20 protein-coding genes, 1 tRNA gene and 1 pseudogene are annotated in these 25,951 nt (G+C 60.1%); 13 read left to right on the top strand and 9 right to left on the bottom strand.

What is annotated here, in order from left to right:
- Position 1: 1 nt before the first annotated feature.
- The 3 genes from cobN to AC4LE2_RS09290 all read right to left on the bottom strand — a co-directional run bounded on the left by cobN (position 2) and on the right by AC4LE2_RS09290 (position 5,422).
- Entirely contained in the window at positions 2–3,778 is a 3,777-nt protein-coding gene (gene cobN, locus AC4LE2_RS09300; protein ID WP_491825477.1) for a cobaltochelatase subunit CobN, read from the bottom strand.
- A 3-nt stretch (positions 3,779–3,781) separates the two neighbouring features.
- A complete protein-coding gene (gene cobW, locus AC4LE2_RS09295; protein ID WP_491825476.1) occupies positions 3,782–4,846 on the bottom strand; it encodes a cobalamin biosynthesis protein CobW in 1,065 nt (354 codons plus the stop codon).
- A gap of 126 nt (positions 4,847–4,972) precedes the next feature.
- Positions 4,973–5,422 carry a PACE efflux transporter gene (locus tag AC4LE2_RS09290; RefSeq protein ID WP_491825475.1) on the bottom strand — a complete coding sequence of 150 codons (450 nt, stop codon included), beginning with the start codon at positions 5,420–5,422 and terminating at the stop codon, positions 4,973–4,975.
- A 204-nt stretch (positions 5,423–5,626) separates the two neighbouring features.
- Here AC4LE2_RS09290 and mexE point away from each other — a divergent pair, with 204 nt between their 5' ends.
- The 3 genes from mexE to AC4LE2_RS09275 are packed head-to-tail and all read left to right on the top strand — an operon-like array spanning position 5,627 to position 11,481.
- Complete coding sequence (gene mexE / locus AC4LE2_RS09285; protein ID WP_491825474.1) at positions 5,627–6,862, top strand: multidrug efflux RND transporter periplasmic adaptor subunit MexE; 1,236 nt, start codon at positions 5,627–5,629, stop codon at positions 6,860–6,862.
- A 12-nt stretch (positions 6,863–6,874) separates the two neighbouring features.
- Positions 6,875–10,060, top strand: coding sequence for an efflux RND transporter permease subunit (locus AC4LE2_RS09280; RefSeq protein ID WP_491825473.1), 3,186 nt, complete (start codon positions 6,875–6,877; stop codon positions 10,058–10,060).
- Positions 10,057–11,481 (top strand): efflux transporter outer membrane subunit, encoded by a 1,425-nt coding sequence (locus AC4LE2_RS09275; RefSeq protein WP_491825472.1) that lies wholly within the window; start codon positions 10,057–10,059, stop codon positions 11,479–11,481. Before AC4LE2_RS09280 ends, AC4LE2_RS09275 begins: the two co-directional genes overlap by 4 nt.
- 49 nt (positions 11,482–11,530) lie before the next feature.
- On the opposite strand, the gene AC4LE2_RS09270 is transcribed toward AC4LE2_RS09275, so the two are convergent.
- From AC4LE2_RS09270 to AC4LE2_RS09250, 5 genes are all read right to left on the bottom strand, one after another.
- On the bottom strand, positions 11,531–11,833 hold the full coding sequence (locus tag AC4LE2_RS09270) for a hypothetical protein (protein WP_491825471.1): 303 nt from the start codon (positions 11,831–11,833) through the stop codon (positions 11,531–11,533).
- Between the two features lie 64 nt (positions 11,834–11,897).
- The gene (locus tag AC4LE2_RS09265; protein WP_491825470.1) at positions 11,898–14,330 is read right to left on the bottom strand and encodes a response regulator; all 2,433 of its coding nucleotides are present in this window, start codon (positions 14,328–14,330) and stop codon (positions 11,898–11,900) included.
- 35 nt (positions 14,331–14,365) lie between these two features.
- A complete protein-coding gene (locus AC4LE2_RS09260; protein ID WP_491825469.1) occupies positions 14,366–14,821 on the bottom strand; it encodes a response regulator in 456 nt (151 codons plus the stop codon).
- A 30-nt stretch (positions 14,822–14,851) separates the two neighbouring features.
- Positions 14,852–17,101 carry an ATP-binding protein gene (locus AC4LE2_RS09255; RefSeq protein ID WP_491825468.1) on the bottom strand — a complete coding sequence of 750 codons (2,250 nt, stop codon included), beginning with the start codon at positions 17,099–17,101 and terminating at the stop codon, positions 14,852–14,854.
- A 203-nt stretch (positions 17,102–17,304) separates the two neighbouring features.
- A complete protein-coding gene (locus tag AC4LE2_RS09250; protein ID WP_491825467.1) occupies positions 17,305–18,162 on the bottom strand; it encodes a glucose 1-dehydrogenase in 858 nt (285 codons plus the stop codon).
- A 239-nt stretch (positions 18,163–18,401) separates the two neighbouring features.
- Between AC4LE2_RS09250 and AC4LE2_RS09245 the strand changes: the two genes are divergently transcribed.
- The 4 genes and pseudogenes from AC4LE2_RS09245 to AC4LE2_RS09230 all read left to right on the top strand — a co-directional run bounded on the left by AC4LE2_RS09245 (position 18,402) and on the right by AC4LE2_RS09230 (position 21,031).
- Positions 18,402–18,487, top strand: a tRNA-Leu gene (locus tag AC4LE2_RS09245).
- A gap of 958 nt (positions 18,488–19,445) precedes the next feature.
- Positions 19,446–20,084 carry a LysE family translocator gene (locus AC4LE2_RS09240; RefSeq protein ID WP_491825466.1) on the top strand — a complete coding sequence of 213 codons (639 nt, stop codon included), beginning with the start codon at positions 19,446–19,448 and terminating at the stop codon, positions 20,082–20,084.
- Between the two features lie 132 nt (positions 20,085–20,216).
- Positions 20,217–20,417, top strand: a pseudogene (locus AC4LE2_RS09235) (transposase); the annotation flags it as partial.
- A 326-nt stretch (positions 20,418–20,743) separates the two neighbouring features.
- A complete protein-coding gene (locus AC4LE2_RS09230) occupies positions 20,744–21,031 on the top strand; it encodes a hypothetical protein (protein ID WP_491825465.1) in 288 nt (95 codons plus the stop codon).
- A gap of 26 nt (positions 21,032–21,057) precedes the next feature.
- Here AC4LE2_RS09230 and AC4LE2_RS09225 read toward each other — a convergent pair whose 3' ends face one another.
- Positions 21,058–21,384, bottom strand: coding sequence for an MFS transporter (locus tag AC4LE2_RS09225; RefSeq protein WP_491825464.1), 327 nt, complete (start codon positions 21,382–21,384; stop codon positions 21,058–21,060).
- Positions 21,385–21,545: 161 nt separating this feature from the next.
- Here AC4LE2_RS09225 and AC4LE2_RS09220 point away from each other — a divergent pair, with 161 nt between their 5' ends.
- From AC4LE2_RS09220 to AC4LE2_RS09195, 6 genes are all read left to right on the top strand, one after another.
- Positions 21,546–22,334 (top strand): LexA family transcriptional regulator, encoded by a 789-nt coding sequence (locus tag AC4LE2_RS09220; protein ID WP_491825463.1) that lies wholly within the window; start codon positions 21,546–21,548, stop codon positions 22,332–22,334.
- A gap of 98 nt (positions 22,335–22,432) precedes the next feature.
- A complete protein-coding gene (locus AC4LE2_RS09215) occupies positions 22,433–22,681 on the top strand; it encodes a DUF1654 domain-containing protein (protein WP_491825462.1) in 249 nt (82 codons plus the stop codon).
- Between the two features lie 159 nt (positions 22,682–22,840).
- The gene (gene tnpA, locus AC4LE2_RS09210) at positions 22,841–23,218 is read left to right on the top strand and encodes an IS66-like element accessory protein TnpA (protein WP_491825461.1); all 378 of its coding nucleotides are present in this window, start codon (positions 22,841–22,843) and stop codon (positions 23,216–23,218) included.
- Positions 23,215–23,559: an IS66 family insertion sequence element accessory protein TnpB gene (gene tnpB, locus AC4LE2_RS09205; protein ID WP_491825460.1), complete on the top strand. Its 345-nt coding sequence runs from the start codon at positions 23,215–23,217 to the stop codon at positions 23,557–23,559. The genes tnpA and tnpB overlap by 4 nt, the downstream gene beginning before the upstream one ends.
- A gap of 37 nt (positions 23,560–23,596) precedes the next feature.
- Entirely contained in the window at positions 23,597–25,102 is a 1,506-nt protein-coding gene (gene tnpC / locus AC4LE2_RS09200) for an IS66 family transposase (RefSeq protein ID WP_491825459.1), read from the top strand.
- Positions 25,103–25,105: 3 nt separating this feature from the next.
- Complete coding sequence (locus AC4LE2_RS09195) at positions 25,106–25,678, top strand: plasmid pRiA4b ORF-3 family protein (protein WP_491825458.1); 573 nt, start codon at positions 25,106–25,108, stop codon at positions 25,676–25,678.
- Positions 25,679–25,951: the final 273 nt, after the last annotated feature.

Genomic DNA, 25,951 nt, shown 5'->3' with positions numbered 1-25,951 from the left:
GTCAGCCCTCTTCTTCGGTATCGATAAGCAGGTCTTCAAGCGCACCCTGGTAGGCCCCCGGGGCCTGCCATAACCCACGCTGCTGTGCTTCGAGCAGGCGCTCGGCCATGTCCCGCAACGCATGGGGGTTATGCGCTTGAAGAAACGCTTTGTTCTGCTCATCCAACAGGTACGCGTCGGTAAGCAGCTCGTATTGGTGGTCGTCGATCAAGCCGGTGGCGGCGTCGAAGCCAAACAGGTTATCCAGGGTGGCCGCCATCTCGAAGGCGCCCTTGTACCCGTGCCGGCGTGCGCCTTCTATCCACTTGGGGTTAACCGCACGGGCGCGTACCACGCGGTTGATCGCTTCCTTGAGGGTGCGAATACGCGGCACGTCGGCCTGGCTGTGGTCACCGTGATAGCTGGCCGCCTCGCGCCCGCTCTGCTGATGTACGGCGGCCAGCATGCCGCCTTGGAACTGGTAGTAATCGTTGGAATCGAGCAGGTCGTGCTCATGGTTGTCCTGGTTGTGCAACACCGCCTCAAGCTTGCCCAACCGATTTGCCAGTTCCGAGCGCGCCGGCGCGCCGTCGTCCGCCATGCCATAAGCGTAGCCGGAATGGTTCAGGTAAGCGTCCGCCAGGTCAGCCCGTGCAGACCATTGCCGAGAGTCGATCACCCCCTGCACACCGGCGCCATATGCCCCCGGCTTGGCCCCGAACACCCGCCAGCCCGCTTGACGCCGAGCCTCATCGAGCGCAACCCCTTGGGCCTCCAGGGCGGCTGTTTCGGTACGTACGCGTTCAGCCACCGGGTTGAGGTCTGCCGGCTCGTCCAGATCCGCCACCGCTTGCACAGCAGCATCGAACAGGCGGATCAGGTTACCGAATGCATCTCGGAAGAACCCCGACACGCGCAAGGTGACGTCTACCCGGGGCCGGTCCAGCAGGCTCAAGGGAAGGATCTCGAAGTCGTCCACGCGCTGGCTGCCTGTTGCCCAAACGGGCCGCACGCCCAGTAGCGCCATGGCCTGAGCAATGTCGTCGCCCCCGGTGCGCATGGTCGCGGTCCCCCATACGGAGAGGCCAATGGCGCGCAAGTGATCGCCATGGTCCTGGAGGTGGCGCTCCAGCACCAGGTTGGCCGAGGCGAACCCCAGGCGCCAGGCCGTAGGCGTGGGCAGGTTGCGCACGTCCACGCTGTAGAAGTTGCGTCCGGTAGGCAGTACATCCAACCGGCCCCGGCTGGGCGCGCCACTAGGGCCCGGCTCCACGAATCGGCCAGCCAACGCGGCCAGCAGGTGTTCAATTTCCGAAGGGCCACAGGCATCCAGCGCTGGCGCTACGGTGTGCACCAGCCCGTCGAGCACCGCCGCCACGCCTGCCCACCCCTCACCAGCCGGGCAGCGCCACGTGCCGTCGAGAGCCTGCTCAATCAGGCGATTGCCTAACAGCTCCAGCCGTTCGCGGGTATCACCCTGGGTCCGCCAGGCACCTGCCTCTAAGCCCGCCAACAATGCGGGGCGCGGCCCCTGCCACGGCTCGCCAAAGACGCAATCCAACGGATCAAAACCCAGCCCCAGTGCCTGGGCGAGGGCGCGTTGCAGGCTGGCGTCGGCGCCCTTGCCAGCAGCGCGAGGCACCCGCAGCAGCGCTGCCAGGGTATCGAGGCGAAGCCGCCCCTCGGGGGACTCGCCAAACACGTGCAGGCCGTCACGGATCTGAGACTCCTTGAGGTCGCACAGATAAGTATCGAGCCGCGGTAACCAGGCATCGGCATCCGCCAAGGCCCCTGCTTCAAGGCCCAGTTCACGGTCCAGCTGGGTAGCTTTTACCAGTGTGAGTATTTCCCGTTGCAGCTCCAGCGCACGGCGCGGGTCCAGCAGCTGGGCCTCGTAGTATTCGTCTGCCAGCCGCTCCAGGTCGCGTAGCGGGCCATAGCTTTCAGCCCGCGTAAGTGGCGGCATCAAGTGATCGATGATCACCGCCTGGGTACGGCGTTTGGCCTGCGCGCCCTCGCCCGGGTCGTTGACGATAAAGGGGTAGATATTGGGTAGCGGCCCGAGTAGCGCGTCAGGCCAGCAACTGGCAGACAGCCCTACCCCCTTGCCAGGCAGCCATTCAAGGTTGCCGTGCTTGCCCACATGGATGACCGCATGGGCGCCGTAGTGCAGCCGAATCCAGAAATAGAACGCAAGGTAACCGTGCGGCGGCACCAGATCGGGGTCATGGTAGGTTGCGCTGGCATCGAGCTGGTAACCCCGGGCAGGCTGAATACCGACAAAGGTCTCGCCAAAGCGCAGGCCGGCGACCATCAGCCGCCCCTGCCGGTACATCGGGTCCCCCTCAGGCGCGCCCCAGCGGCTGAGCACGGCTTCCTGGCAGCTTTGAGGCAGCGTAAGGAAGGCCTGTTGATAGTCGTGCAGTGACAGGCTCTGGGCACATGGACGTACGTCCAAGTGGTCCAAGTCATTGGTAACGCCGCCGAGCAGCGTATGGATCAATGCCGTGCCGCTGTCGGGCAGGCCCGCCACTGGATACCCTTCGCTCGCCATCGCCCGGAGGATGGTCAACGCGGCGGCGGGGGTATCCAGGCCTACCCCGTTACCGATACGCCCATCACGCGTGGGGTAGTTGGCCAGAATCAAGGCCACGTGCTTTTGCGGCGCCGCTGTGCGCGCCAGGGCGATCCAGCGTGACGCCAGGGCCGCCACCCAGGCCATGCGTTCAGGGTGCGCCTGATAACACACCACATCGCTCTGGCTGCGCTCACTGCGCCAGGCCAGGCTTTTGAAACTGATCGCACGGCCTATGATTCGACCGTCCAGTTCGGGCAAGGCCACGTGCATCGCCAGGTCCCGTGCGCCCAAGCCCTGTGCGCTCTGCTCCCACATGGGCTGGTTGTCCTGCGCGCAGATCGCCTGGATTACAGGGATGTCTCGGCGCATGGGTCGCTGGCGGGGCGCATCCGGGCTGGATAAGGCAAACCCCGTGGTGTTGATTACCAGCGCCGCCTCTACTGCATCCATCCAGGTTTCGAGTTGGGCAAGGCAGGCGGCCTCTTTCAGGCTGGCCACGGCCACAGGCATGGGGTTGAGCCCCGCCGTCAGGAGCACTTCGCAGAATGTATCGATGAAGCCTGTATTGGCCGCTTGCAGGTGAGAACGGTAGAACACCAGCGGTACGACAGGCGCGCCGTGCTGCCAACTCGATTGCCACTGCTCAAAGCCTACGGCGCCCTGTGACGGGTGATACAGGCTCACCCTGGGCAACGCCGCTGGCGGCTGCCAGGGGAGCGGTGCGGTGAGTACGCCAGGGAAGGCGTGATCGGCGAGGTACCCGAACAACGAACGCGCGTTATCCATGCCGCCTTGGCGCACGTACTGCCACACGTTGGCTGCCACTTCGGCCGGAACCGTACACAAGGCTTCCAGCTCTGGGTCCGGGCGGTCACAGCCAGGCACCATGACGACCTGCACCCCCTGCTCGGCCAAGCGCATGAGCTGCTCCACGCCATAGCGCCAGTACCCTACGCCGCCGTGAAGGGACAACACGATCAACGTGGCACGACGCAGCACCTGGTCAACGTAGAGGTCGACCGAAGCATGGTTTTGTACCTGCATGGGGTTGGCCAGGCGCAGTGCGGGGTAATCCGCCGGCAGGGCCTTGGCAGCCTCGGCCAGTAGCGCCAGGTGCGAATCGCCGCTGCACAGAATCACCAGCGGCGCGGGGCTTTGGCCGAGGTCGGCGATGCTGTCGTCCGGCACGAAGCCGCCAGGCTGGGTCCTGAGCAGGTGCATGGGTCAGCCGTTCAGCGCGGCAGTGAGTTCGGCCCGCAATACGGCGCCATCCAGATCCTGGCCGATCAGCACCAGCCGCGTAACGCGAGGCTCATTGGCGGCCCAGGCGCGGTCGAAATGGCGATCAAACCGGCTGCCCACGCCCTGTACCAACAAGCGCATGGGCTTGTCGGGAACGGCTGCAAACCCCTTCACACGCAGCACTGCGTGACGCTCTACCACGCCCTGCAAAGCTGCAAGCAAGGCCGCCTCCGGCGCTTGCGCAAGCTCGACCCAGATAGAGTCAAAGGCATCGTGATCGTGGTCGGCTTCTTCGCCATCGTGGTGCTGGTCATGGTGTGTCTGGCGGCTGTCGATGTGGGTTTCCGACGCCGCACCCAGCCCCAGCAACACGCTAAGTGGCAATTGCCCGGAGGACGCTTCGACCACCTTGACCGAGGCTGGAAGCTCCTCGCTCACCTGGGCGCGCACGCGCTCCAGGCCAGGAGCGTCGATAAGGTCCACCTTATTGAGGATCACCAGGTCGGCACTGGCCAGTTGGTCTTCGAACAACTCATGCAGCGGGGATTCGTGGTCCAGGTTAGGGTCCTGACGACGTTGCACGTCTACCGCCTCGGGGAAGGCTGCGAAGGTGCCGGCGAGCACAGCCGGCGCATCGACCACGGTGATAACCGCGTCGACGGTGCAGGCATTGCGGATCTCTGGCCACTGGAAGGCCTGTACCAACGGCTTTGGTAGTGCCAGGCCGCTGGTTTCGATCAGGATGTGGTCCAGGTCGCCACGCCGCTGTACCAGTTCACGCATCACAGGGAAAAATTCTTCCTGCACCGTGCAGCACAGGCAGCCATTGGCCAGCTCGAATACGCGCCCCATGGCTTCTTCTTCAGTGCAGCCAATGCTGCATTGCTTGAGCAGGTCGCCATCGATGCCTAGCTCGCCAAATTCATTGACGATGACCGCAATACGGCGGCCCCCGGCGTTGTCAAGCATGTGCCGCAACAAGGTGGTTTTGCCCGAGCCAAGAAAGCCGGTGACGATGGTGACGGGGAGCTTGCTGAGGGTTTTCATGAGGTGCCTGCGCGAGGGCAAGGCAGGCACTGAGTGACCACGACCGAGGCCCTGGGCACTGAGCACCAGGCACCCCGCCCGGTTGAATGGGTAAACCGGGAAGCCTACGCAGTGGCAGGCAACAGGTCAATCCGCACTAGGGCAGGCGGCGGCAGGTGTTCCGTGCTGCTTAGGCAGGCCAAAGGCTTTATCGAAGGCCCATTGAAAGCCGTAGGCATAAATGAAGAAGAACACGAACAGCCCCAGGTTGGCGCCGAAGGCCACGGCCGGGGTAACGCCTAGCCCATAGGCCATTACCGGCGTAAGCAGGACCACCAACCCACCCTCAAAACCAACCGCATGCAGCAATCGCCGTGCCGGGGTGCGGGTGCGCCAGCCCTTGCGGCGTTCCAGCGCCTCGAACGCCTGGTTGAAGAGCATGTTCCAGAGCAATGCGATGGCGCTGATGGCAATGGACAAGAGCGTGGAATGGCCCATGTCTTGATCGAAGACGATTGAAAGGGCTGGCGCTACAAACACCAGCGCCCCTGCCTCGTACAGTACGGCCTGCACTACCTTACGTAACGCGCCTTGCATGCTGGACACCTCCTTGGATGGCGTCACAGCTTCCCGGAGCTTCGAACCAAGCGCAACCCCTGCTGCCCCTCAGACACGCGCACTACCCTTGCGAACGGCTTAATCACTCCCGCTGATAGTTATCTTCGAACCATTCGATTCGTCGATGATGGTTCATATCGCCATTATCCGCTGCATTCCTGATAACACCCGGGCGGGCATACTATGGATCAGTCATTCAAACCCTTGCGTTACCCTATCGCCGTGTTGGCCCTTGCGGTGCTTACCGCGTGCGGCCGTGCACCAGAACAGGCCCAGGCACCCGCGGCCCCAAAGGTCAGCGTGGCGCAGGTGCTGGACCAGCCGGTTAACGAGTGGGACGAGTACACCGGCCGGCTGGAGGCGCCTGAAACCGTGCAGCTGCGCCCACGGGTGTCGGGGCAGATCGACCAAGTGGCCTTTACCGAGGGCGCGCTGGTAAAAAAAGGGGATGTGCTGTTCCAGATCGACCCGCGCCCGTTCCAGGCCGAGGTTCACCGGCTCGAAGCCCAGTTGCAGCAGGCGCGGGCTAACGCTGCCAACAGTGATAGCGAAGCCAGCCGAGGCGAACGCTTGCGCAGCGCCAACGCCATTTCCGCAGAGCTGGCCGACGGCCGCAACAGCGCAGCCCAGGCTGCAAAGGCGGGTGTAGCGGCCATTCAGGCGCAACTGGACCTTGCCCGGTTGAATCTGAGCTTCACCCGCGTGGCGTCGCCGATCAGTGGCCGGGTAGGCCGGGCGGAAATCACGGCGGGCAACTTGGTGACCGCTGATACGAGCCTGCTTACGCGGGTGGTCTCTACCGACAAAGTCTATGCGTACTTTGATGCCGATGAGCGCGCCTTCCTCAAATACAGCCAGATGACCCGAGACGGCCGTATCAGCGACGCCGCGCCGGTGTACATGGGGCTTTCGAACGAAGAGGGTGACACCCACCTGGGCCACCTCAACTTTCTCGACAACCAGGTAGACCCTCAGACCGGCACCATTCGCGGCCGGGCCGTATTTGACAACCGCAATGGCGAGTACACCCCTGGCCTGTATGCCCGCCTCAAACTGGTCGGTAGCGGTGTGTACCAGGCGGTGCTTATCAAGGACGAAGCCGTAGGCACCGACCTTGGCAAGAAATTCGTGCTGGTGATGGACGCAGATAACAAGGCCGTGTACCGAGCGATCGAGCTGGGCCCCAAACTCGAAGGCTTGCGCATCGTGCGCAGCGGCCTGGCCAAAGGCGACCGCATCGTGGTGAACGGCCTGCAACGTGTGCGCCCTGGCAGCACCGTAGACCCTCAAACCGTGCCCATGGCTGGCCCGGACACGATGGCGGCCTTGGCTAGCCAGCGCCAGGCCCTCGAAGCCAACACTCCTCCAGCGACCCCTGCCCCACAGAAGCTCGCCAGCACCCTGGCCCCACGCGGCTAAAGGATCAGCGCCATGACGTTCTCAGGATTCTTTATCAAGCGGCCCATTTTTGCGGCCGTGTTGTCGTTGCTGATTTTGATCGGCGGCGCTATTTCGCTGTTCCAGCTGCCCATCAGCGAGTACCCGGAAGTGGTGCCGCCCACCGTGGTGGTACGGGCCACCTTCCCTGGGGCCAACCCCAAGGTGATCGGCGAGACCGTGGCGGCGCCGCTGGAGCAGGCCATCACCGGCGTTGAAAACATGCTCTACATGAGCTCCCAGGCAACGGCAGACGGCAAGCTGACGCTCACCATCACCTTCGCCCTGGGCACGAACCTGGACACCGCCCAAGTGCAGGTGCAGAACCGCGTCACCCGTACCGAGCCCAAGCTGCCGGAAGAGGTGACGCGAATCGGTATTACCGTGGACAAGGCCTCCCCCGACCTGACCATGGTGGTCCACCTGACGTCTCCGGACCAACGCTACGACATGCTCTACTTGTCCAACTACGCCGTGCTCAACATCAAGGATGAGCTGGCACGGCTGAACGGTGTGGGCGATGTGCAGCTGTTCGGCATGGGTGACTACTCGCTGCGCGTATGGCTGGACCCGAACAAGACCGCATCGCGTAACCTGACAGCCACCGACGTGGTGAATGCCATCCGCGAGCAGAACCGCCAGGTCGCCGCAGGCCAACTGGGTGCCCCGCCCGCGCCTAACGCCAGCAGTTTCCAGCTGTCGATCAATACCCAAGGCCGGTTGGTCACTGAAGAAGAATTCCAGAACATCATCGTGCGTGCAGGCCCCGAGGGTCAGATCACCCGCTTGCGCGACATCGCTCGGGTTGAGCTGGGTTCCAGCCAGTACGCGCTGCGCTCGTTGCTCAACAACCAGCCCGCCGTTGCCATCCCGATCTTCCAACGCCCCGGTTCCAATGCCATCGACATCTCCAACGAGGTGCGCGGGCGCATGGACGAGCTTAAGAAGGGCTTCCCGGACGGCATGGACTACAGCATTGTCTATGACCCCACCATTTTCGTACGCGGCTCCATTGAGGCCGTGGTGCACACCCTGTTCGAAGCACTGATACTGGTGGTGCTGGTGGTGGTGCTGTTCCTGCAAACCTGGCGCGCGTCCATCATTCCGCTGGTGGCGGTACCGGTCTCGCTGATCGGCACCTTTGCCGTGATGCACATGTTTGGGTTTTCGCTCAACGCGCTGTCGTTGTTCGGCTTGGTATTGGCCATCGGTATCGTGGTGGACGATGCCATCGTGGTGGTCGAGAACGTGGAGCGCAACATCGAGCTTGGCTTGGAGCCCGTGGCCGCCACGCACCGCGCCATGGGCGAGGTGACCGGCCCGATCATTGCCACTGCGCTGGTGTTGTGTGCGGTGTTCATTCCAGCGGCGTTCATTTCCGGGCTCACCGGGCAGTTCTACAAGCAGTTCGCCCTGACCATTGCGATTTCCACCGTCATCTCGGCGTTCAACTCGCTGACACTGTCCCCTGCCCTGGCCGCCGTGTTGCTCAAAGGCCATGACGCACCCAAGGATCGCTTCTCGCGCGTGCTGGATCGGGTGTTTGGCGCCTGGCTGTTCCGGCCCTTCAACCGCTTCTTCGAAAAGGCCAGTCACGGGTATGTAGGCACCGTGCGCCGCGTGATTCGTGGCAGCACGGTCGCTCTGCTGGTGTACGGCGGCCTGATCGTACTCACGTGGTTTGGCTTTGCGCACACCCCTACAGGCTTCGTGCCGCCGCAGGATAAGCAGTACTTGGTGGCCTTTGCCCAATTGCCGGACGCCGCCAGCCTGGACCGTACCGAAGACGTGATCAAGCGCATGTCGGCCATGGCCATGGAGCAGCCCGGCGTGGCGAACGCCATTGCCTTCCCAGGGTTGTCCATCAACGGTTTTACCAACAGCCCCAACAACGGCGTGGTGTTCGTGGCCCTCAAGGACTTCGATGAGCGCACCGATGCCAGCCAGTCGGCAGGCGCTATCGCCGCCGCGCTGAACGGCAAATACGCAGGGATTCAAGACGCCTACATGGCGATCTTCCCGCCGCCGCCGGTTCAGGGCTTGGGCACCATCGGCGGGTTCCGTGTGCAAGTCGAGGACCGGGGCAACCTGGGCTACGAGGCGCTGTACACAGAAACCCAAAACGTGATCGCCAAAAGTCACAGCGTGCCCGAGCTGGCTGCTCTGTTCACCAGCTACACGGTGAACGTGCCTCAGGTAGACGCCAACATCGACCGTGACAAAGCCAAGACCCTAGGCGTAGCGATCAGCGACATCTTCGACACTTTGCAGGTGTACTTGGGTTCACTGTATGCCAACGACTTCAACCGCTTTGGCCGCACCTACCAGGTGAATGTGCAGGCAGACCAGCGCTTCCGGCTGGATGCCGAACAGATCGGTCAGTTGAAAGTGCGCAACGACCGTGGCGACATGATTCCGTTGGCCACATTGATAAAGGTGGACAACGCGTCGGGCCCGGACCGGGTGATGCACTATAACGGCTTCGTTACCGCTGAAATCAACGGTGCCGCCGCGCCCGGCTACAGCTCGGGCCAGGCCCAGGCCGCCATGGAAAAACTGCTGCAAAACGAACTGCCTAACGGCATGAGCTATGAATGGACGGAGTTGACCTACCAGCAGATCCTCTCAGGCAACACTGCACTGCTGGTCTTCCCACTGTGCGTACTGCTGGCCTTCCTGGTACTGGCGGCTCAGTACGAAAGCTGGAGCCTACCGTTGGCGGTTATCCTCATTGTGCCCATGACGCTGCTGTCTGCGATCGCAGGGGTCATCATTGCCGGTAGCGACAACAACATCTTTACCCAGATTGGCCTGATCGTACTGGTGGGGCTGGCGTGTAAGAACGCGATCCTCATCGTGGAGTTTGCCAAAGACAAGCAACTCGAGGGCATGGACCCGTTGGCGGCGGTCTTGGAAGCCTGCCGGTTGCGCTTGCGGCCAATCCTGATGACGTCCTTCGCGTTCATCATGGGCGTGGTACCGCTGGTGCTCTCCTCAGGCGCAGGGGCCGAAATGCGCCACGCCATGGGTGTGGCCGTGTTCTCGGGCATGTTGGGGGTAACCTTCTTCGGCCTGCTGCTCACGCCGGTGTTCTTCTTCCTGATCCGCCGCTTCGTGGAACGCCGTGAGCAGGCCCGCGCCGCGACGAACAACCCAGCCCCCCTGGAGGCGCAACCATGAGCCCACTGTTGCGTTTTGCCCCTGCCCTGTTGACCCTAGCGCTGGCCGGTTGCGTGGTGGGCCCTGATTACCAGGCCCCGGCCCAGACGCCGGCTCACCTGACCGAGCTGCAGCCGGACGCCAGCGCGCTGTACGACCGCTCACGCCTTGAAGCGGTGTGGTGGAAGCAGTTCGAGGACCCGACCCTTGACCAATTGGTCGGCCAGGCCCTGGCGGGTAACCGTGACCTGCGGGTGGCATTCGCTCGCGTAAAAGCGGCCCGCGCCCTCCGCGATGACGTGGCCAATGATGCCCTGCCCGTGGTCACGGCCGGGGCCAGCAGCCAGGTAGGCAAAGGCCAGGTGCCTGGGCAAACCGACCGCCGCATTAACGTGGAGCGCTATGATCTGGGCCTGGACATGGCTTGGGAGGTTGACCTGTTCGGGCGTATCCAGCGCCAGCTGGAAGCCAGCGATGCCCAACAGGCCGCTGCCCAGGCGCAACTGCAGTCGTTGCGCGTTACCTTGGTGGCTGACGTAGTAGACGCCTATGGCCAATTGCGTGGCAGCCAACTGCGCGAACGTATCGCCCGTGACAACCTGTCTAACCAACAGGCGTCCCGAGGCATCACGGTACAGCTGCGCGACCTGGGCGTGGGCGATGCCTTCGATGTGGTACGCGCTGATAGCCGGCTGGCAGGCGTAGAAGCCAGCATCCCGCTGTTGCAGGCCGAACAGGCACGTGCCCGCCACCGCATTGCAACCTTGTTGGGCCAGCGCCCTGACGCACTGAGCGTTGACCTGTCGCCCCGCCCATTGCCTGCGATCGCCAAGGCCTTGCCCATCGGCGACCCTGGCGTGCTGCTCCAGCGCCGGCCTGACGTGCAAGCGGCCGAACGTCAATTGGCTGCATCCACTGCCAATATCGGTGTAGCCACTGCGGATTTGTTCCCCCGCGTCAGCCTCACCGGCTTTCTGGGCTTTACCGCCGGCCGAGGCTCGCAGATAGGTGCGTCAGCCGCGCAAGCCTGGAGCCTGGGGCCAAGCATCAACTGGGCAGCCTTCGATCTGGGCAGCGTTCGCGCGCGCATCCGTGGTGCCAACGCCGATGCCGAAGGGGCCCTGGCTACTTATGAGCAGCAGGTGCTGTTGGCCTTGGAGGAAGCGGAGAATGCGTTCAGTGACTACGGCCGCCGTCAGCAACGGCTGGTGTCGCTGATCCGCCAGAGTGAATCCAGCCGTTCCGCCGCCGACCTGGCGGGGCTACGCTACCGCGAGGGCAGTGTGGATTATCTGGTGCTGTTGGATGCCGAGCGTGAACGCCTGGCGGCTGAAGATGCACAGGCGCTGGGCGAAGTGGAGGTGTACCGCGGCATCGTGGAGATCTATAAAGCTTTGGGGGGTGGGCCAGAGGAAGGTGCAACGCGCATTGCATCACGCTGATCCACGCTACGAAGGGGAAAAAGGCGCCTACTGGAGGCGCCTTTGCAGCCTAGATAGGCGTTTTTTGACCGTGGTCATCAAGTGGGGCACCACGGTGTGCTCCCGCCTGGCGCTTGGCCTCGTCTACCGCAAACTTGAGTATCTCTGCGGCCGGCCCCTTATCCTTTTCGCGTAACTTCACCTTATCGCTCAGGCTCTTGCCGTCAGCATCAAACACCTTTACGTGAGACTCATATTGATCGTCGGACAACTGACGCACTTGCACTTCAATGCGAGTGTTGTTGGCCAGTGTTTCAGAATGTTCCAGGCTGTCACTACGGCTGACGTCTTTATGCTCATTCATCGTGTCCATTACGGCGTTCCTCTCACCTGGCGCTTGGTCTGTAGACGAAAGACCTGTCGCCACGGCGTTTGGTTCACTTACCAACGGTTGACGCCGGTGCGTTTAGCGGCGGCCCATTCAGCGCAGAACCACTCATCGCCATCCTTAGTTTTTGGACGAGTTCTTCTTCGCGGAAGGGCTTCTGAACGATCAAGTATTTTCCGTCTTCCAACCCTTCCACCCGTGCATAGCCGGTGATGAATACGACGGGCAAGCTGGGGTAACGGTTGTGTACTTCGGCGGCCAGTTCAGCGCCGGTCATGCCGGGCATGGCGTAGTCGGTAAGCAGGACATCCACCTCGTCATCGAGCCGCTCCAGCGCCTGGGCCCCGCCATCTGCTTCGATGACGATAAAGCCAAGGGCATCCAACAGCAGGGCGGTGACCTGACGCACATTAGGGTCATCGTCTACCAACAGTATGCGGTGCTTGAGCCCGTCAGAGGGCAGCAGCGCTTCAGCAGGCGCAGGTTCGCTGAAGGTCAGGCTGGGCGTGGGCACGCCAGGCAGGTAGACCTTCACGGCCGTGCCCTGCTCCTCGGCGGTCTGAATCGCCACGCCACCCCCCGACTGCTTGGCGAAACCGAACACCTGGGCCAGCCCAAGGCCAGAGCCTTTGCCCACATCTTTGGTGGTGAAGAACGGTTCGAAAGCCTTGGCCAGCACCGCCGGTGGCATGCCGCAGCCTGAGTCCTCGATGGTCAGCACCACGTAGTCACCTGGCTCCGGGTCCTCCGGGCGGCTGGCGGGTTGGGTAACCGTCTCATTAGCGGTAATGACCTTGAGCGTTCCACCGTTGGGCATAGCGTCCCGGGCATTGATCGCAAGGTTGAGAATGATCATCTCGGTTTGAGTGGCATCGACCAAGGCGTTCCACAGCGACGGGTCTTTATCGGTCTCGATCCAGATACTGCCCCCCAGCGTGCGCTGGAGCAGGTCCAGCATGCCGGAGACGGTGTCGTTGAGGCTGACGGCCGCTGGTTCCAGTCGCTGGCGCCGCGAAAACGCCAGCAGTTGGCTGGTCAACCGGGCGCCGCGTTCGGCGGCTTCTTGAATACTGTGCAGGCGGCTGTCGAACTTGGCGAAATTGCCTCTGCCAAGGTCACGAATAAGGAAGTTGGCGCTGGCCAGGATAACCGTCAGCAGGTTGTTGAAGTCGTGAGCCACGCCCGCTGTCAACTGGCCCACCGCCTCCAGCCGCTGCATCTGTTGAAGGGCCGCTTCGACCCGCTCGCGCTCGCGGATCTGCTCACGCAAGCGCTCGTTGGTGGCGGCCAGTTCGTCCAGCACCGTGCGCTCGCTGGTAATATCCCGGGCCACGGCGTACATCATGCTTTCGTCGGGCACGATGGTCCATGAAAGCCAGCGATAGTCACCGTCGGCGTGCCGCATACGGTTGACGAAGCGGCTGGAGACGATCCCTTCGGCGACGTTCTCAACTTCCCGCGTGGTGGCCGCAACGTCATCAGGGTGAACCAGCCCCCACAGGCCCATTTGCGACAACGCGCCCCGAGGCCATCCCAGGGTTGCTTCCCACGCGGGGTTCAACGCGGCAGGCTCCATGTCGAAATGCAACACCGCCAGCAGCTCCCGTGACAGCTCCCAGGTGCGGTCGCGCTCGCGGGTACGCTTTTCAACGCGGTCGCCCAAAAGGTCGTTAAGCCGCTCTAGCGACTCAGTGGCCTCTTTCTGCGCGGTGATGTCTTGAAGTACTCCACTGAAACGCACGCAGCGACCGTCTTCTACACTGGAGCGACCGCTGCTGGAAAACCAGCGCTCTACCCCGCTGGGCAAGCGAACCCGGTATTCCACCTGGTACGTGTGGTCGCTGCTGGCGTTGAGTGCAGCGTCCACGCGCTCGCGAACGCGCGGCAGGCTTTCGGTATCAATGTTGGAATAGAACAATTCCAGGCTAACCGGTGCGTTCGAGGGCAGCTCGTACATCTCGCGCATGCGCTCGTCCCACGTGAGCACATTGGTGATGGGGTTGAATTCCCACGTACCCATGCGTGCCGCCTGGATCGCAATGCGCACACGCGATTCGGCTTCATGCAAGTTGAGCTCGGCCAGCTTGCGCTGCTTGCGCTCATGCACTTCAGCCATGGCCCGCCTGACTGCGGCCGGCAGCAACGGGAGGCTTTGCTTGAGGACGTAGTCCGTGGCGCCTTGGCGCATCATCTTGACCGCGTGCTCTTCCCCAAAAACGCCCGAGATGAAAATGAACGGGGTTTCGGGTGCCTTTTCTCGGGCAACCGCCAGCACTTGCTCGCCAGAAGAGGCAGGCAGCACCACATCACTGAGAATCAGGTCGAAACGCTGTGCATCCAGCAGCGTCTGGACCTGCTCGTGGTTGTGGGCAAGCTCGGCGTCCAGCCGCAGGCCGCTGCGCTCCAGGGCAAACAGGGTGAGTTCGGCATCACGGGTGCTGTCTTCGACAAGTAACAGCCTAATGGGCACAGAGGTGGGCACAGGCAAAACTCTCAGCGGGAAGGCAACGGGTCACATCAAGGGCGGCGCTGCAAACGCAGAGACCCGGGAGGCGGCTCATTGAGCACCGCCCAAAAAATACCCAGGTCTGAGATAGCACTGACGAAGGCCTTGAATTCGACCGGTTTAACGACATAGGCGTTCACGCCCTGCTCATACGCCCGCTGCAGATCGGGTTCTTCTTTGGACGATGTGAGCATGACCACTGGGATGCTGCGCAGTTCCGGCGTATCACGCACAGCCTTGAGCACTTCCAGGCCGTCGACCTTGGGTAATTTGAGGTCGAGCAGCATCACCGCAGGGTTACCCTCGTCACGGTTTTCGAATTCACCGCGACGGAACAAATAGTCCAGTGCCTCGGCGCCGTCTCGATGAACGATCACTTCGTTGGCCAACTGGCTTCGTTCCAGGGCAATCAGTGCAAGCTCAAGGTCGCGCGGATTGTCTTCCACCAGAAGGATGGGTTTAAGCATGAATACCTCTCGAATAAGACTGCAAGCCCGTTATTGCTGGTTGTTTGGCAGCGCGAAATAGAAGGTTGCCCCTTCGCCAGGCATACCGTTCGCCCATACCCTGCCGTGGTGCCGCTCGATGATACGCCGCACACTGGCGAGACCGATGCCCGTGCCTTCGAATTCTTCCATACGGTGTAAGCGCTGGAACACACCAAACAATTTACCGGCGTAAGCCATGTCGAAACCGACGCCATTGTCCTTGACGAACACGATAGTTTCGTTGGCCGCAGGCGCTTGCTGCGAGCCAATTTCAATCACAGTCGGTTCGCTGTCACGGCTGTACTTCAGGGCATTAGAGATCAAATTGCGCAACGCCAGGTGCAAAAAGGCGGCGTCGCCCAAGACTGCAGGCATTGGCCCGATGTTCCAGACCACCGTACGGCCTGCGTAATCAGGCGCCATTTCAGCCTGGATCGCCTGCACCAAAGCGCCCAGATTGACATCCGAGTGACGCAGCGCTGCCCGGCCCATCTGGGAAAAACTCAACAGGTTATCGACCAGGGTGCCGGCAAACCTGGCCGAATCGCCAATGTGTTCCAAAAAACGCACGCCTCGGTCAGAGAGCTTATCGCCGTCAAAATCGGTTAGTAGCTCTGCGTAACCGGCAATGTGGCGCAGCGGCGCGCGCAGGTCATGGGAGACGCTGTAGGAGAACGCTTCCAACTCTTTGTTGGACTTTTTCAGCTCTACCGCCATCGCAGCCATTTCTTCGGCTTTGCGCAATACGATGCCAAGCACCGCTGTACGCAACTCCACCACGGCGTCCACTTCAAGCGCGTCCCAAGGTACGGAGAACCCGCGAACCGACTCTTGCCACTGCTCGAAACTGTTGCGGGGGTTGAGCTTGCCCTCAGGGCCGATGGTCTTGGTCGGTTGGCCTGCCCAGTTGACGGTGTGTGCATGCTCAGGCCGGAACCACAGCAAATAGTGATTGTGCACCTTGGAAATGGCCACTGCCAACACGCCTGCGGCGTGCTCGGCGATCTGGCAACGCCCAGGCACATCGCGGCCGGTGTTATTAGTGTGAAACACCTCACCGGCCCCCTCGCGGCCCAACCAGTGCACCAAGGCCTCCACGGCCTCTTGCGGCGGTGAGTTCCCAATCAGCTCACACCGGCCTTCGCTGACGACCGCAGCCCCTGAAGCTGACGCGAACGCCAGGAACACTTCGGGCATGGCCAGCAACCCGTCGGTCACGCTGTCGCGGTCAGCCATGGTAGCGAGCAATTGCACGACACGCTGACGCAGTTCAAGGCGCCGATGGGTATCGGCGTGAGCCTCCTTGGCTTCGATCTGCAAGGAAACGACGCTGCCCAGTAGCTCGCATGCGGTACGGATCTGGTAACCCACTTGACGCGGCTCGGCATGGTGACACGACACCAGCCCCCAGAGCTTGCCCCGCACCACGATCGAAATAGACATGGAGGCCGGTGTACCCATGTTGCGCATGTACTGCAAATGCACGGGGGACACGCTGCGCAACGCGCTGTAGCTCAGGTCCAGGGGCTGCTGGGTCGCGGGGTTGTATTCAGGCCACAGCGCTACCGCTTGATAGGTGGCGTTTTGAATGACGCGGATACGATTGGTGCAATACAACGCGCGCGCCTGAGGGGGAATGTCACTGGCTGGAAAATACATACCCAAGTAATGGGGGTAGCCTTCGTCGGCGTCCTCGGCCAGCACGACGCCGTTACCTTCTGCATCGAAGCGGTAGGCCTTCACGCGCCCGAAACCGGTGATGCGCTTGACCTCCCCTACCACGCGTTCACATAACCGCTCGACCGTCTGGATATCCTGCAGCTCAGCCACAAAGGAGCGCACCAACGGGTATAGCTGGCCATAGGCAGCGGCCACGTCAGAGGCTGGCTCGAACTCCGCAATGAGGACCGAATCCCAGTGATGGGCCAGCATTGCATAGGGCTGCTGATCAACATGACCACGGAAGGTGAGGTCCATGACATGGAACGGATGAGGGTCAGCAGGCGGCAACGTTGCTAGGCGCAGCGCCAATACCTCGGGCGTTTCGGCCAAATTTGATAACGGTTGACCTACCACTGCTTCCGGGTCAAGCCCCAGCCACTCTTTGGTATTGGCGCTTGCCTGGAGCACGGTGTGTGTAGCGGGATCCAGAACAAGCATGAAGCCATGGGGCTGGATGCTCCCTGGCGCCTGTATAGGTTCGCGGGCGCATTGTTCGATGGCGGCGGCAAAGGCCTGCGCCGACTCAGTCGTGGTCACTGCTTACTCCACAGGGGCGCTCAAATATTTGGGCAACACTGTAACAGAGTTGTACAAAACTCAGAACCTTTACCAGGGGCGATTTCGGCAGGCGGCGGGCGGATAGAAAGCACCCTTATAAGGGCTCTTGCAGGGGAAGACCAAGGTTGATTACGAGGGTGCATCGACGAACAGACGTCGCGCCTGCTCGCCATGCCTTGGGCTTAGAGGATGGGCTTGCCGCCCGTCACGCCAAAGCGTGTCCCCGAAATATAACTGGATTCATCAGAGCCCAACATTACGTAGATCGGGGCTACCTCTACAGGCTGGCCGGGGCGCCCCAATGGGGTTTGCGAACCGAATTCGCTGGCCTGCTCCGGTGGCATCGTGGCCACGATCAGCGGTGTCCAGATAGGCCCTGGTGCCACGCTGTTCACCCGGATGTTCCGCTCACCCAGCATCTGCGCCAAACCTGCACTGAAGTTGGCGATCGCGCCTTTGGTTGAGGCGTAGGCCAGCAACTGAGGCGTAGGATTATCAGAGTTGACCGACGAGGTATTGATGATCGACGACCCCGGCTTCATATGAGGCACGGCCGCCTGGCAAATGCGGAACATGGCCGTGATATTGACGTTGAAGGTATGCACCCACTCGTCATCGGGAATGTCTTCAAGGGTTTGATGGGTCATCTGGAACGCAGCGTTGTTGACCAACACATCTATGCGCCCAAACGTTTCAACCGTCTTGTTGACCAGTTCCAGGCAGGCAGCCTTGTGCGCAAGGTCACCGGGTACCAGCAAGCACTGCCGCCCTGCCGCTTCTACATAGCGCGCGGTATCTTTGGCGTCTTTATGCTCATTTAGGTAGGCAATGACCACATCCGCCCCCTCGCGTGCATAGGCAATGGCCACCGCGCGGCCGATACCGCTGTCGGCGCCGGTGATAAGCGCCACCTTGCCACTCAGCCGACCAGACCCTTTATAACTTTCCTCCCCGCAGTCGGGCACCGGGTCCATCTCCGACTGAAAACCAGGTACGGACTGAGGTTGCTTTGGGAACGGCGGCTTTGGGTAGTTTTTCATGGCGGGTCTCCCGATGTAGACGTAACTAGGTCTTTTTTGCGACCCCCATGCCAAGCGTGGGGTTCACTCCACGTTCGCAAGCGGCGCCCTGTCAGCCAAAACCTGTGTACCTAAGGACTTGGCGCAACCTGTAGGTTTTCCCTTGCCTCCAGGTCGCGGGCTGTATATATTCTTGGCCTTGCGCTGTTTATGCTTTTGGGTCAAAGGCTTATCAGCGCACACAGCGACACGGCGCTACCGCCCGAATGGCGAAATTGGTAGACGCAAGGGACTTAAAATCCCTCGCCCCTTGGGCGTCCCGGTTCGACCCCGGGTTCGGGCACCACAATGTTTTCGGGGGGTTCCTAGCCCTTCCAAACGCTTTAGGCCATACGCTTCCGGTCCGCAAAAAACCACTTGGTCCGCAATTACTCTTTTCGGCATTTCTCGCCGACACCCTGCCGTCCTGGCTGGGACGCGTACCTTCTTTCCCCCCTTAACGCCATGTTCATACATTTGGACAACCTGAAAATTTACACCACCTTCCTTGTACTGCATCCGCTTTGGGTCAGTTGCTGCCGGTCGCGACAGACGGCTACCGACCGATTCTGTTGAAAAAGTTGGTTCTTCCAAACTGCGAGCATACTGACCGCCAATGCTGCGTTTACGCGCTGCTATGCGAAATCTGAGCCCGGATTTCTCTGCTCAAAGTTAGGATTTCAATCTCTAGCGCGTACTTTTCTGCCGTGGGAGCTGCAACCGACTTTTTCAACAGCGTCGACCCATAGCGAACGGTGAATATTCAGCGGTTGCTTCGACGCTTTTCGATGAGCTTTATCGGGGTTCGACAAGGAGACGTCCCATGCCTAAGTCAGTGCTTCAGCCTGGGCCAACGTTTCCACTGTTGCCATAACTTACGGGATAAATGCCAACGTCATTAGTAATCGGCTGCCGCTTTACCGGCATACCTCAGTTGCCGTGTTGCCTGCGTTTGTCCCGTGAAGGCCTTGCCCAAGCAGCAATCGGAGGCGTTGGCGATCATCGAAATAGCCCTTGGCGAACAATCCATTACCGTGAAGTGGCAAGGGTCCGATCCTGACGGGTGCGTTCGATTTATCCGGGAACTTGCCAAGTGATCCGCATCGACGCCATTTAGCTCGTCACAGAACCCACGGATACCCGTACGCTTACCGATTAGGCATCATGGTGAATACACATTACGAGCCACGGTTACGCTACCGTAAACTTGATAGCTTCAATGCCTCACGTCATGGCGTCCTTACCGAAAGTTCACGGAGACTCATATGGACTCAATACACCACTGGCTCGGCTTTATCGCCATAGCTTTGTTTGTCACGCTCACACCCGGCCCGGCAGTGATCTTGGCGCTTTCCAACTCACTTACCTATGGCCCTATTCGAGCCATGATTGGTTCGCTTGGCAATGCGACCGGCCTGATAGCCGTTGCGGCAGCCACGACTGCTGGCTTAGGGGCGATCCTGATTGCTTCGGCTACTGCGTTTGTAGTTCTCAAGCTTGCAGGCGCTGGGTATCTGATCTACCTAGGACTTAAACAGTGGCATAGCAAGGAGACCGCATTTAATGATCTGGCACATACCCCCAAGTGCGCCTCAGCGGGAAAACTTTTCCTCAAAGGTGTGTCAGTCGCTATAACCAATCCCAAAGCGATACTTTTTTTTATAGCTTTCCTCCCGCAGTTCATCCAGCCAGGCATCTCTTATATCGGTCAAGCAGGGGTATTAATCGCAACCTTTGCTGGCTGTTCCGTTGTCGCTCATGTTTTTTACGTGGTGCTAGCGCAAACGCTTAAGCCCCTTCTCACAGGAGCGAGTAGAAGAAAAAGCGTTAACCGCATATTTGGTGCATCGTTCATTGCGCTAGGACTGAGCCTTTTCACGCTAAAAGACCGGTCTGTAGCCTGATGTGTGGGATTTAGGTGTGTTGGCCAGACGCTTACACCCTAAGTACTGAGCTGGTCTAATGGCTCCGGTGTAGTGGTCTACTAACCCCGGACACCTTTTTAGGCGAAAATGATCGCCACACAGAGGTGTTTGATGAGCAGACAACGACGTACCCTTATCCCGCAGTTCAAGCGCGAGGCTGCCAGCCTGGTGCTTGACCACAACTACAGCTACACCGAGACAGCTAGGTCGCTTGACGTTGGCGAGTCAGCCTTGCGTCGTAGGGTGAACCAGCTCCAGCAGGAGCGTGGCCGTGTCACTCCGATCAGCCAAGCCCTGACGCCCGAGCGTAAAGCGTATAGCCAACACACCTTCACATGACTGACGGTGCACTACATGAGCGCTACTTTGCGCACAGCAGGATATCGGGCGGTTCCTGATGCAGCGGTACAACTGGCAAAGGCCGCATCAGTTCAACAAAGGCCTAGCACTCGTGGTCGCCGAGGAAAACTTAGCTCAGTGTCCGGGGTTAGAAGACCACTACAAATCAGGCAAAAGGGGAACGCCGCCCGCTAAACAATTCGGCCGTGCGGCAGATACAACGGCATCGCGCCCTTTCGAGCCTTGCCATTATGCCCACGTACAGATGCTTACCTTTCCTGCTGTCGGTATTCGCCGTCATGGCGCCACTGACCAGCTTTAGCGCTGAAGCCGCTGCCCAGTCCTCAGGCCTCACGCAACAGCTGGCGCTGGAAACGGGCTGTTATGTCTCGGCCCAAGCCTTGGGGCTAAAAAACGAAGCCGACCGCTATCAAAAGCTGGGTGAAACCACTGCACGACAGTTGCGCCAAATCAATGGCCAAGACTTGACCTTCGATGAAGGCGTAGTGCATTCGCAAACCGCCATGGCCAACGACACTCCAAAGGCTCATGAGACATACCTCTCTCAGCAGTGCGGTACCCACTGACGGGCCTAATCCAGAACCGCAGCGCATCAAGGCTTAGGCCCTCCAAACTTGCTTCGTATCAGCGACCAAAGGTCTGCTGCCCTGATGGCTCGTGTTAATGCGGCTATCAACGTCCCGCCAAAGGCGCCTAGCAGAAAACCTACCCCTGCCATGCTACGGGGTTCGACAACCGCCACATACGCGCAGACTAGCCCAGTCAGGTAATGTGCACAGGCCATGCCCGTAAGCAAAAACAATAGCCAGGCCTTGAAGCCACCCAGGTCGTCCTGGTGCCAGCGCGCGGCAACCAAGGCCCCGCACAGCCCTGCGATCATCCAGTTACACGCGCCGAGCAGATAATCGAAAGTAGCCATGCGCGTGCCTCCAAAGATGGGTGATGACGCAAACCGGCAGCGACGACTCCATCGCTGGTACTACGTAGATCGGACTGGCAAAGGATTATGATCGCCGGTAATATTACAAGTCAATACCGCCGATACTTGTTGGTCAATACCGCAGGTCATATGATCGCCAGATGAATAAAGCCACTCGCAGAACCCCCCTGGCCGCTTGGCAGCTCGACGACAGTGATCGTCTCAAAGCCTTGTTCAATGCTAAGAAAGGAGCGTTGGGCTTGACGCAAGAGAAGATTGCCGCCGCGCTGGGCCAAGGCGTCACTCAGGGCGCCGTCAGCCATTTCCTCAATCGGCGCACCGCGCTTAGCTTGCGGGCTGCAGCCGTATTTTCGCGCCTGCTGAACGTACCAGTGGCCGATTTCAGCCCTACCCTCGCACAGGAACTGGCCACGCTCACCGGAGTAGAGCCATTGGCGGAGTCTCCCTCTCTTATCCCTCAGGCGGACACAAGCGCAGCGTTCAGCAACCCAGCGGCAGTGGAATCGTCATTTGCGATGGTCCCGCATTACACCGCGCGCGCTTCTGCCGGGCCTGGGCACGACAATGCCTTCGTGGAAGAGCGTTCCAGCCTGGCCTTCAAACAGGAATGGCTACGCTCCAAGCAGGCGCGCCCCGAACACCTGATGGTGATTTACGTAACAGGTAACAGCATGTGCCCGACTGTCTGCGATGGCGACGTTATCCTCGTTGACCGCTCACGCGTAGACCCGACGCACAACAAACTCTTCCTGCTCATGAACGAGGAGGACGGCTTGGTCGTCAAGCGGCTAATGCTCGTTGATAACCTTTGGGTAATCCGAAGCGATAACGAGGACAAAGCACAGTACCCCGACCGCTACCTGCCGGAAGGGGACCGTTTCGAACTGGACATCCAAGGGCAAGTGCTATGGCGCGGAGGTGACCTCTAGCACCGCTCCTCGCCCTGAGCTTGCAACAAAATGCCCGCTACACTACTGTATATAAAAACAGTATCTACAACGCCCGTTGTCATGCAGTGGAGATTTTCGTGGCCCTCACTTCAGCCTCACCTACCGCCCTTTCCAGTTACCAGGTGATGGGCAACCGCATCCAGCGCATTATCAACTCGCCAGCAGCGCAACGCGCCAAAAGCGCAATGATCTATCGCTCACCCGACGAGCCTGAAGCGGACTGGGAACGCATTCTGGGAGAGATCAGCGAGAACGACCATGTCACCCTTGTGCACCGAGATAAGGGTGCGGTGCAGGTGTTTTGGGCTATAGCTCAGGAGGATTAACGCGCTGAATACCTTTTTGGAAAGATGAGGCTGCGCGTATACCCAGGGCAGGACTGGCCGGCGGCTGCAAAATAAACGTAACCGTCCGGCCAGCACCCTCTCCTGACAGCCCTCCAAATTAGCCAAGATAGTGGACACCATTTTTTAGTGGACACTATCTTGGATACAGTTGCCCCCGCTCGTCGAACCGGTCGCCGCCCCAACTTCTCGCTGACGTTCAAACGCCAAGTCGTCGAGGCCACCCTCCAGCCCGGTGCCTCCGTGTCGTTGATCGCTCGTGAGCATGACGTCAATGCCAACTTGGTCTTTCGCTGGCGGCATCAATATCATGAAGGGATGTTCGGCCCGATTAACCAGAGTGCAACGCTTTTGCCTGTTCAGGTGATTGAGGCGTCGACGGATTCATCGCAAACCCTCCAGCCACAGCCCGTATCTTATTCCGAGATCGTGATTGAACTTGGAAAAGCCAAGCTGCGCATCACTGGCACGCCTGACCCGCATTCCCTGGAAGTCATCTTGCAGCGTTTACTGCGATGATTGCCCCGCCTGCTGGAACCCGTATCTGGATCGCCGCCGGCGTCACGGATATGCGCCGTGGCTTCGATGGATTGGCAGCCTTGTTACAAACTCAACTTGAAGCCGACCCGTTCTCCGGTCAGATTTTTGCCTTTCGTGGACGGCGCGGTGACCGGATCAAGCTGTTGTGGTGGGATGGCGACGGCTTGTGCCTGTTTTGCAAACGGCTGGAACAAGGGCGCTTTGTCTGGCCGCAAGCAACCAGCGGCAGCGTTTCGCTGACGCCTGCGCAGTTGTCGATGCTATTGGAAGGCATTGATTGGCGCAGACCCATTCGTACAGCACCCGTTCTCGCGGTCTGACTTGCCACGCTGAAAAAATCCCAAGTAACATCCGGTCATGACGCTCGCGACCGACTCCCTGCCTAACGATCTTCAAGCCTTGAAAGCTCTGGCCTCTGCCCAGCGGGCAGAGATTGAGCGCTTGAAAATGATGATCGCCAAGCTGCGTCGCATGCAGTTCGGTCGCAGTTCCGAGCAATTGGACACGATGATCGACCAACTCCAGTTGAACCTTGAAGAGTTGCAAGTCAGCCAGACTGAACTGACGCCGCCAACCGAACTGCCCCCTCGCGTCGTGTCTCGGCGCAAGCCGTTGCCTGAACACCTGCCTCGCGAAATCCACGTTCATCCGCCTGAATCACAATGCTCTGGCTGCGGTGGGAAGCTGCGCCAGTTGGGTGAGGATGTGTCTGAGGTGCTGGAGTACGTCCCGGCGCGTTTTAAAGTGATCCGGCATGTGCGCCCGAAGATGGTTTGCAGTTGCTGCGAGCACATTGCCCAAGTGCCTGCCCCGAGCCGCCCGATACTCCGAGGCCTTGCAGGCCCTGGGCTGCTGGCTCACGTGCTTGTCTCTAAATTTGTTGATCATCTGCCTCTGTATCGCCAGTCTGAGATCTACGCCCGTGAGGGCGTGGATCTGGAGCGCTCAACTCTGGCCGACTGGGTCGGCCAGAGCAGCCAATTGCTCAGGCCACTGGTCAGCGCGCTTGAGCGCCATGTCATGAGCGGTCATAAAGTCCATGCCGATGACACGCCAATTGGCGTGCTTGCGCCGGGCAACGGCAAAACCAAAACGGCTCGCCTCGGGACATACGTACGGGACGACCGATCTGCTGGTTACACGACGCCTGCGGCTGTATGGTTTGCCTACTCGCCGGATCGCAAGGGAGAACATCCCCGCGCCCATCTCAAGAGTTTCAGCGGGATCTTGCAGGCTGACGGCTATGCCGGTTTTGCTCAGTTGTATGCGACGGGCACTATTCAGGAAGCCGCCTGCTGGGCTCATGCCCGCCGCAAGTTTTACGATGTCTACAAAGACCAGGCGTCACCACTTGCTGGCGAGGCGCTGCAAAGCATTGCTGCCCTGTATGCCATCGAAAGCGAAATTCGAGGGCAACCGCCTGACCAACGCAAAGCGATTCGGCAAAGCCGGGCCAGTCCGCTGCTGGAACAGCTACACGCATGGCTTAACCAGACGCTCACTCAACTGTCGAAAAAATCGACATTGGGCGCTGCAATCCTCTATGCCCTAAACCGGTGGCAGGCGTTAACGCGTTACTGCGATGACGGCCGAATCGAAATCGACAACAACGCCGCCGAACGGGCGCTGCGCGCCGTCGCGCTGGGACGCAAAAACTATCTGTTTGCCGGTTCCGATGCAGGCGGAGAACGAGCAGCGGCGATTTACAGCCTGGTGGGTTCGGCCAAGCTAAACGGATTGAACCCACAGGCGTGTCTGACCTATGTGTTGGAGCACATTGCCGAGTACCCAATCAATCGGGTAAGCGAGTTGCTGCCCTGGAATATTTCTTTGAACCGCTCTGAACACTGCGAGGCCGCCTGATCCATGGTCAAAATTGTCCGTTTACCCAAACCCGCCTCCGAGCTGTTGCTGCTGCACATTGAGCTGAAGTGGATCACTCCGAAGATTTGGCGCCGGTTCGCGGTGCCTGAAAACATCACCTTGGGCAAACTGCACCATGTCATCCAGACCGTGATGGGCTGGAGTGATAGCCATCTGCATGAGTTTGAAATTGCCGGTGAGCGTTATGGCATGCCCGATCCCGATGGCTGGGGGCCGACGGTTAACCCGGAAGCTCGTAAAACGCTGATCAAGGCGCTGAACGGAAAGCGGACATTTAATTATCTCTACGACTTTGGTGACAGCTGGCATCACAGTATCAAGGTCGAAAAAACGTTACCCGCTATTGCCTGTCCTCAGGTGCCGTATTGCATCGATGGCGCCAATGCTTGCCCACCGGAAGACGTGGGTGGCGGGCCTGGCTATGAGGACTTTTTGGCGGCGATGGCCAACCCCGATCATCCAGGGCATGACGACATGGTTGAATGGCATGGAGATGTTTTTGATCCAGCGGCATTTGAGTGCGAGCGCGTGAATCAGTGGTTTAAACGGATTTAGGATTGAGTTGCAAGGCGGTGTAGCTCGGACGCTTACGAAGAAACCAATGAACAACTTGGCTATTGTCCAAAAAGCACTTTGGTGGCGTGCTGTTCGGAAACCTGTGTAGCAGGGTGGCAGCGCGAATAGCTTCAATTTGGGCACATCTGCCGTCGAGGCAATCCAATGTTGTCCAACGCCAGCAAGAAATTCCCGCCACCTCCGAATGGTTTTCTCCAGCACCACGCTAAACTGCAAACCCAACGCACGGGCATCTGCGTTGGCCAATTCCCA

The organism is Pseudomonas sp. 9.3L, from assembly GCF_058536285.1.
The sequence above is the reverse complement of the archived record's forward strand: the minus strand, read 5'-3'. Positions and strand labels throughout refer to the sequence as shown.

What these genes read in the sequence shown, in the direction of transcription:
- cobN (WP_491825477.1), bottom strand. Translation starts at nt 3,778, where the DNA reads ATGCACCTGCTCAGGACCCAGCCTGGCGGCTTCGTGCCGGACGACAGC.
- cobW (WP_491825476.1), bottom strand. Translation starts at nt 4,846, where the DNA reads ATGAAAACCCTCAGCAAGCTCCCCGTCACCATCGTCACCGGCTTTCTT.
- AC4LE2_RS09290 (WP_491825475.1), bottom strand. Translation starts at nt 5,422, where the DNA reads ATGCAAGGCGCGTTACGTAAGGTAGTGCAGGCCGTACTGTACGAGGCA.
- mexE (WP_491825474.1), top strand. Translation starts at nt 5,627, where the DNA reads ATGGATCAGTCATTCAAACCCTTGCGTTACCCTATCGCCGTGTTGGCC.
- AC4LE2_RS09280 (WP_491825473.1), top strand. Translation starts at nt 6,875, where the DNA reads ATGACGTTCTCAGGATTCTTTATCAAGCGGCCCATTTTTGCGGCCGTG.
- AC4LE2_RS09275 (WP_491825472.1), top strand. Translation starts at nt 10,057, where the DNA reads ATGAGCCCACTGTTGCGTTTTGCCCCTGCCCTGTTGACCCTAGCGCTG.
- AC4LE2_RS09270 (WP_491825471.1), bottom strand. Translation starts at nt 11,833, where the DNA reads ATGGACACGATGAATGAGCATAAAGACGTCAGCCGTAGTGACAGCCTG.
- AC4LE2_RS09260 (WP_491825469.1), bottom strand. Translation starts at nt 14,821, where the DNA reads ATGCTTAAACCCATCCTTCTGGTGGAAGACAATCCGCGCGACCTTGAG.
- AC4LE2_RS09250 (WP_491825467.1), bottom strand. Translation starts at nt 18,162, where the DNA reads ATGAAAAACTACCCAAAGCCGCCGTTCCCAAAGCAACCTCAGTCCGTA.
- AC4LE2_RS09240 (WP_491825466.1), top strand. Translation starts at nt 19,446, where the DNA reads ATGGACTCAATACACCACTGGCTCGGCTTTATCGCCATAGCTTTGTTT.
- AC4LE2_RS09230 (WP_491825465.1), top strand. Translation starts at nt 20,744, where the DNA reads ATGGCGCCACTGACCAGCTTTAGCGCTGAAGCCGCTGCCCAGTCCTCA.
- AC4LE2_RS09225 (WP_491825464.1), bottom strand. Translation starts at nt 21,384, where the DNA reads ATGGCTACTTTCGATTATCTGCTCGGCGCGTGTAACTGGATGATCGCA.
- AC4LE2_RS09220 (WP_491825463.1), top strand. Translation starts at nt 21,546, where the DNA reads ATGAATAAAGCCACTCGCAGAACCCCCCTGGCCGCTTGGCAGCTCGAC.
- tnpB (WP_491825460.1), top strand. Translation starts at nt 23,215, where the DNA reads ATGATTGCCCCGCCTGCTGGAACCCGTATCTGGATCGCCGCCGGCGTC.
- tnpC (WP_491825459.1), top strand. Translation starts at nt 23,597, where the DNA reads ATGACGCTCGCGACCGACTCCCTGCCTAACGATCTTCAAGCCTTGAAA.
- AC4LE2_RS09195 (WP_491825458.1), top strand. Translation starts at nt 25,106, where the DNA reads ATGGTCAAAATTGTCCGTTTACCCAAACCCGCCTCCGAGCTGTTGCTG.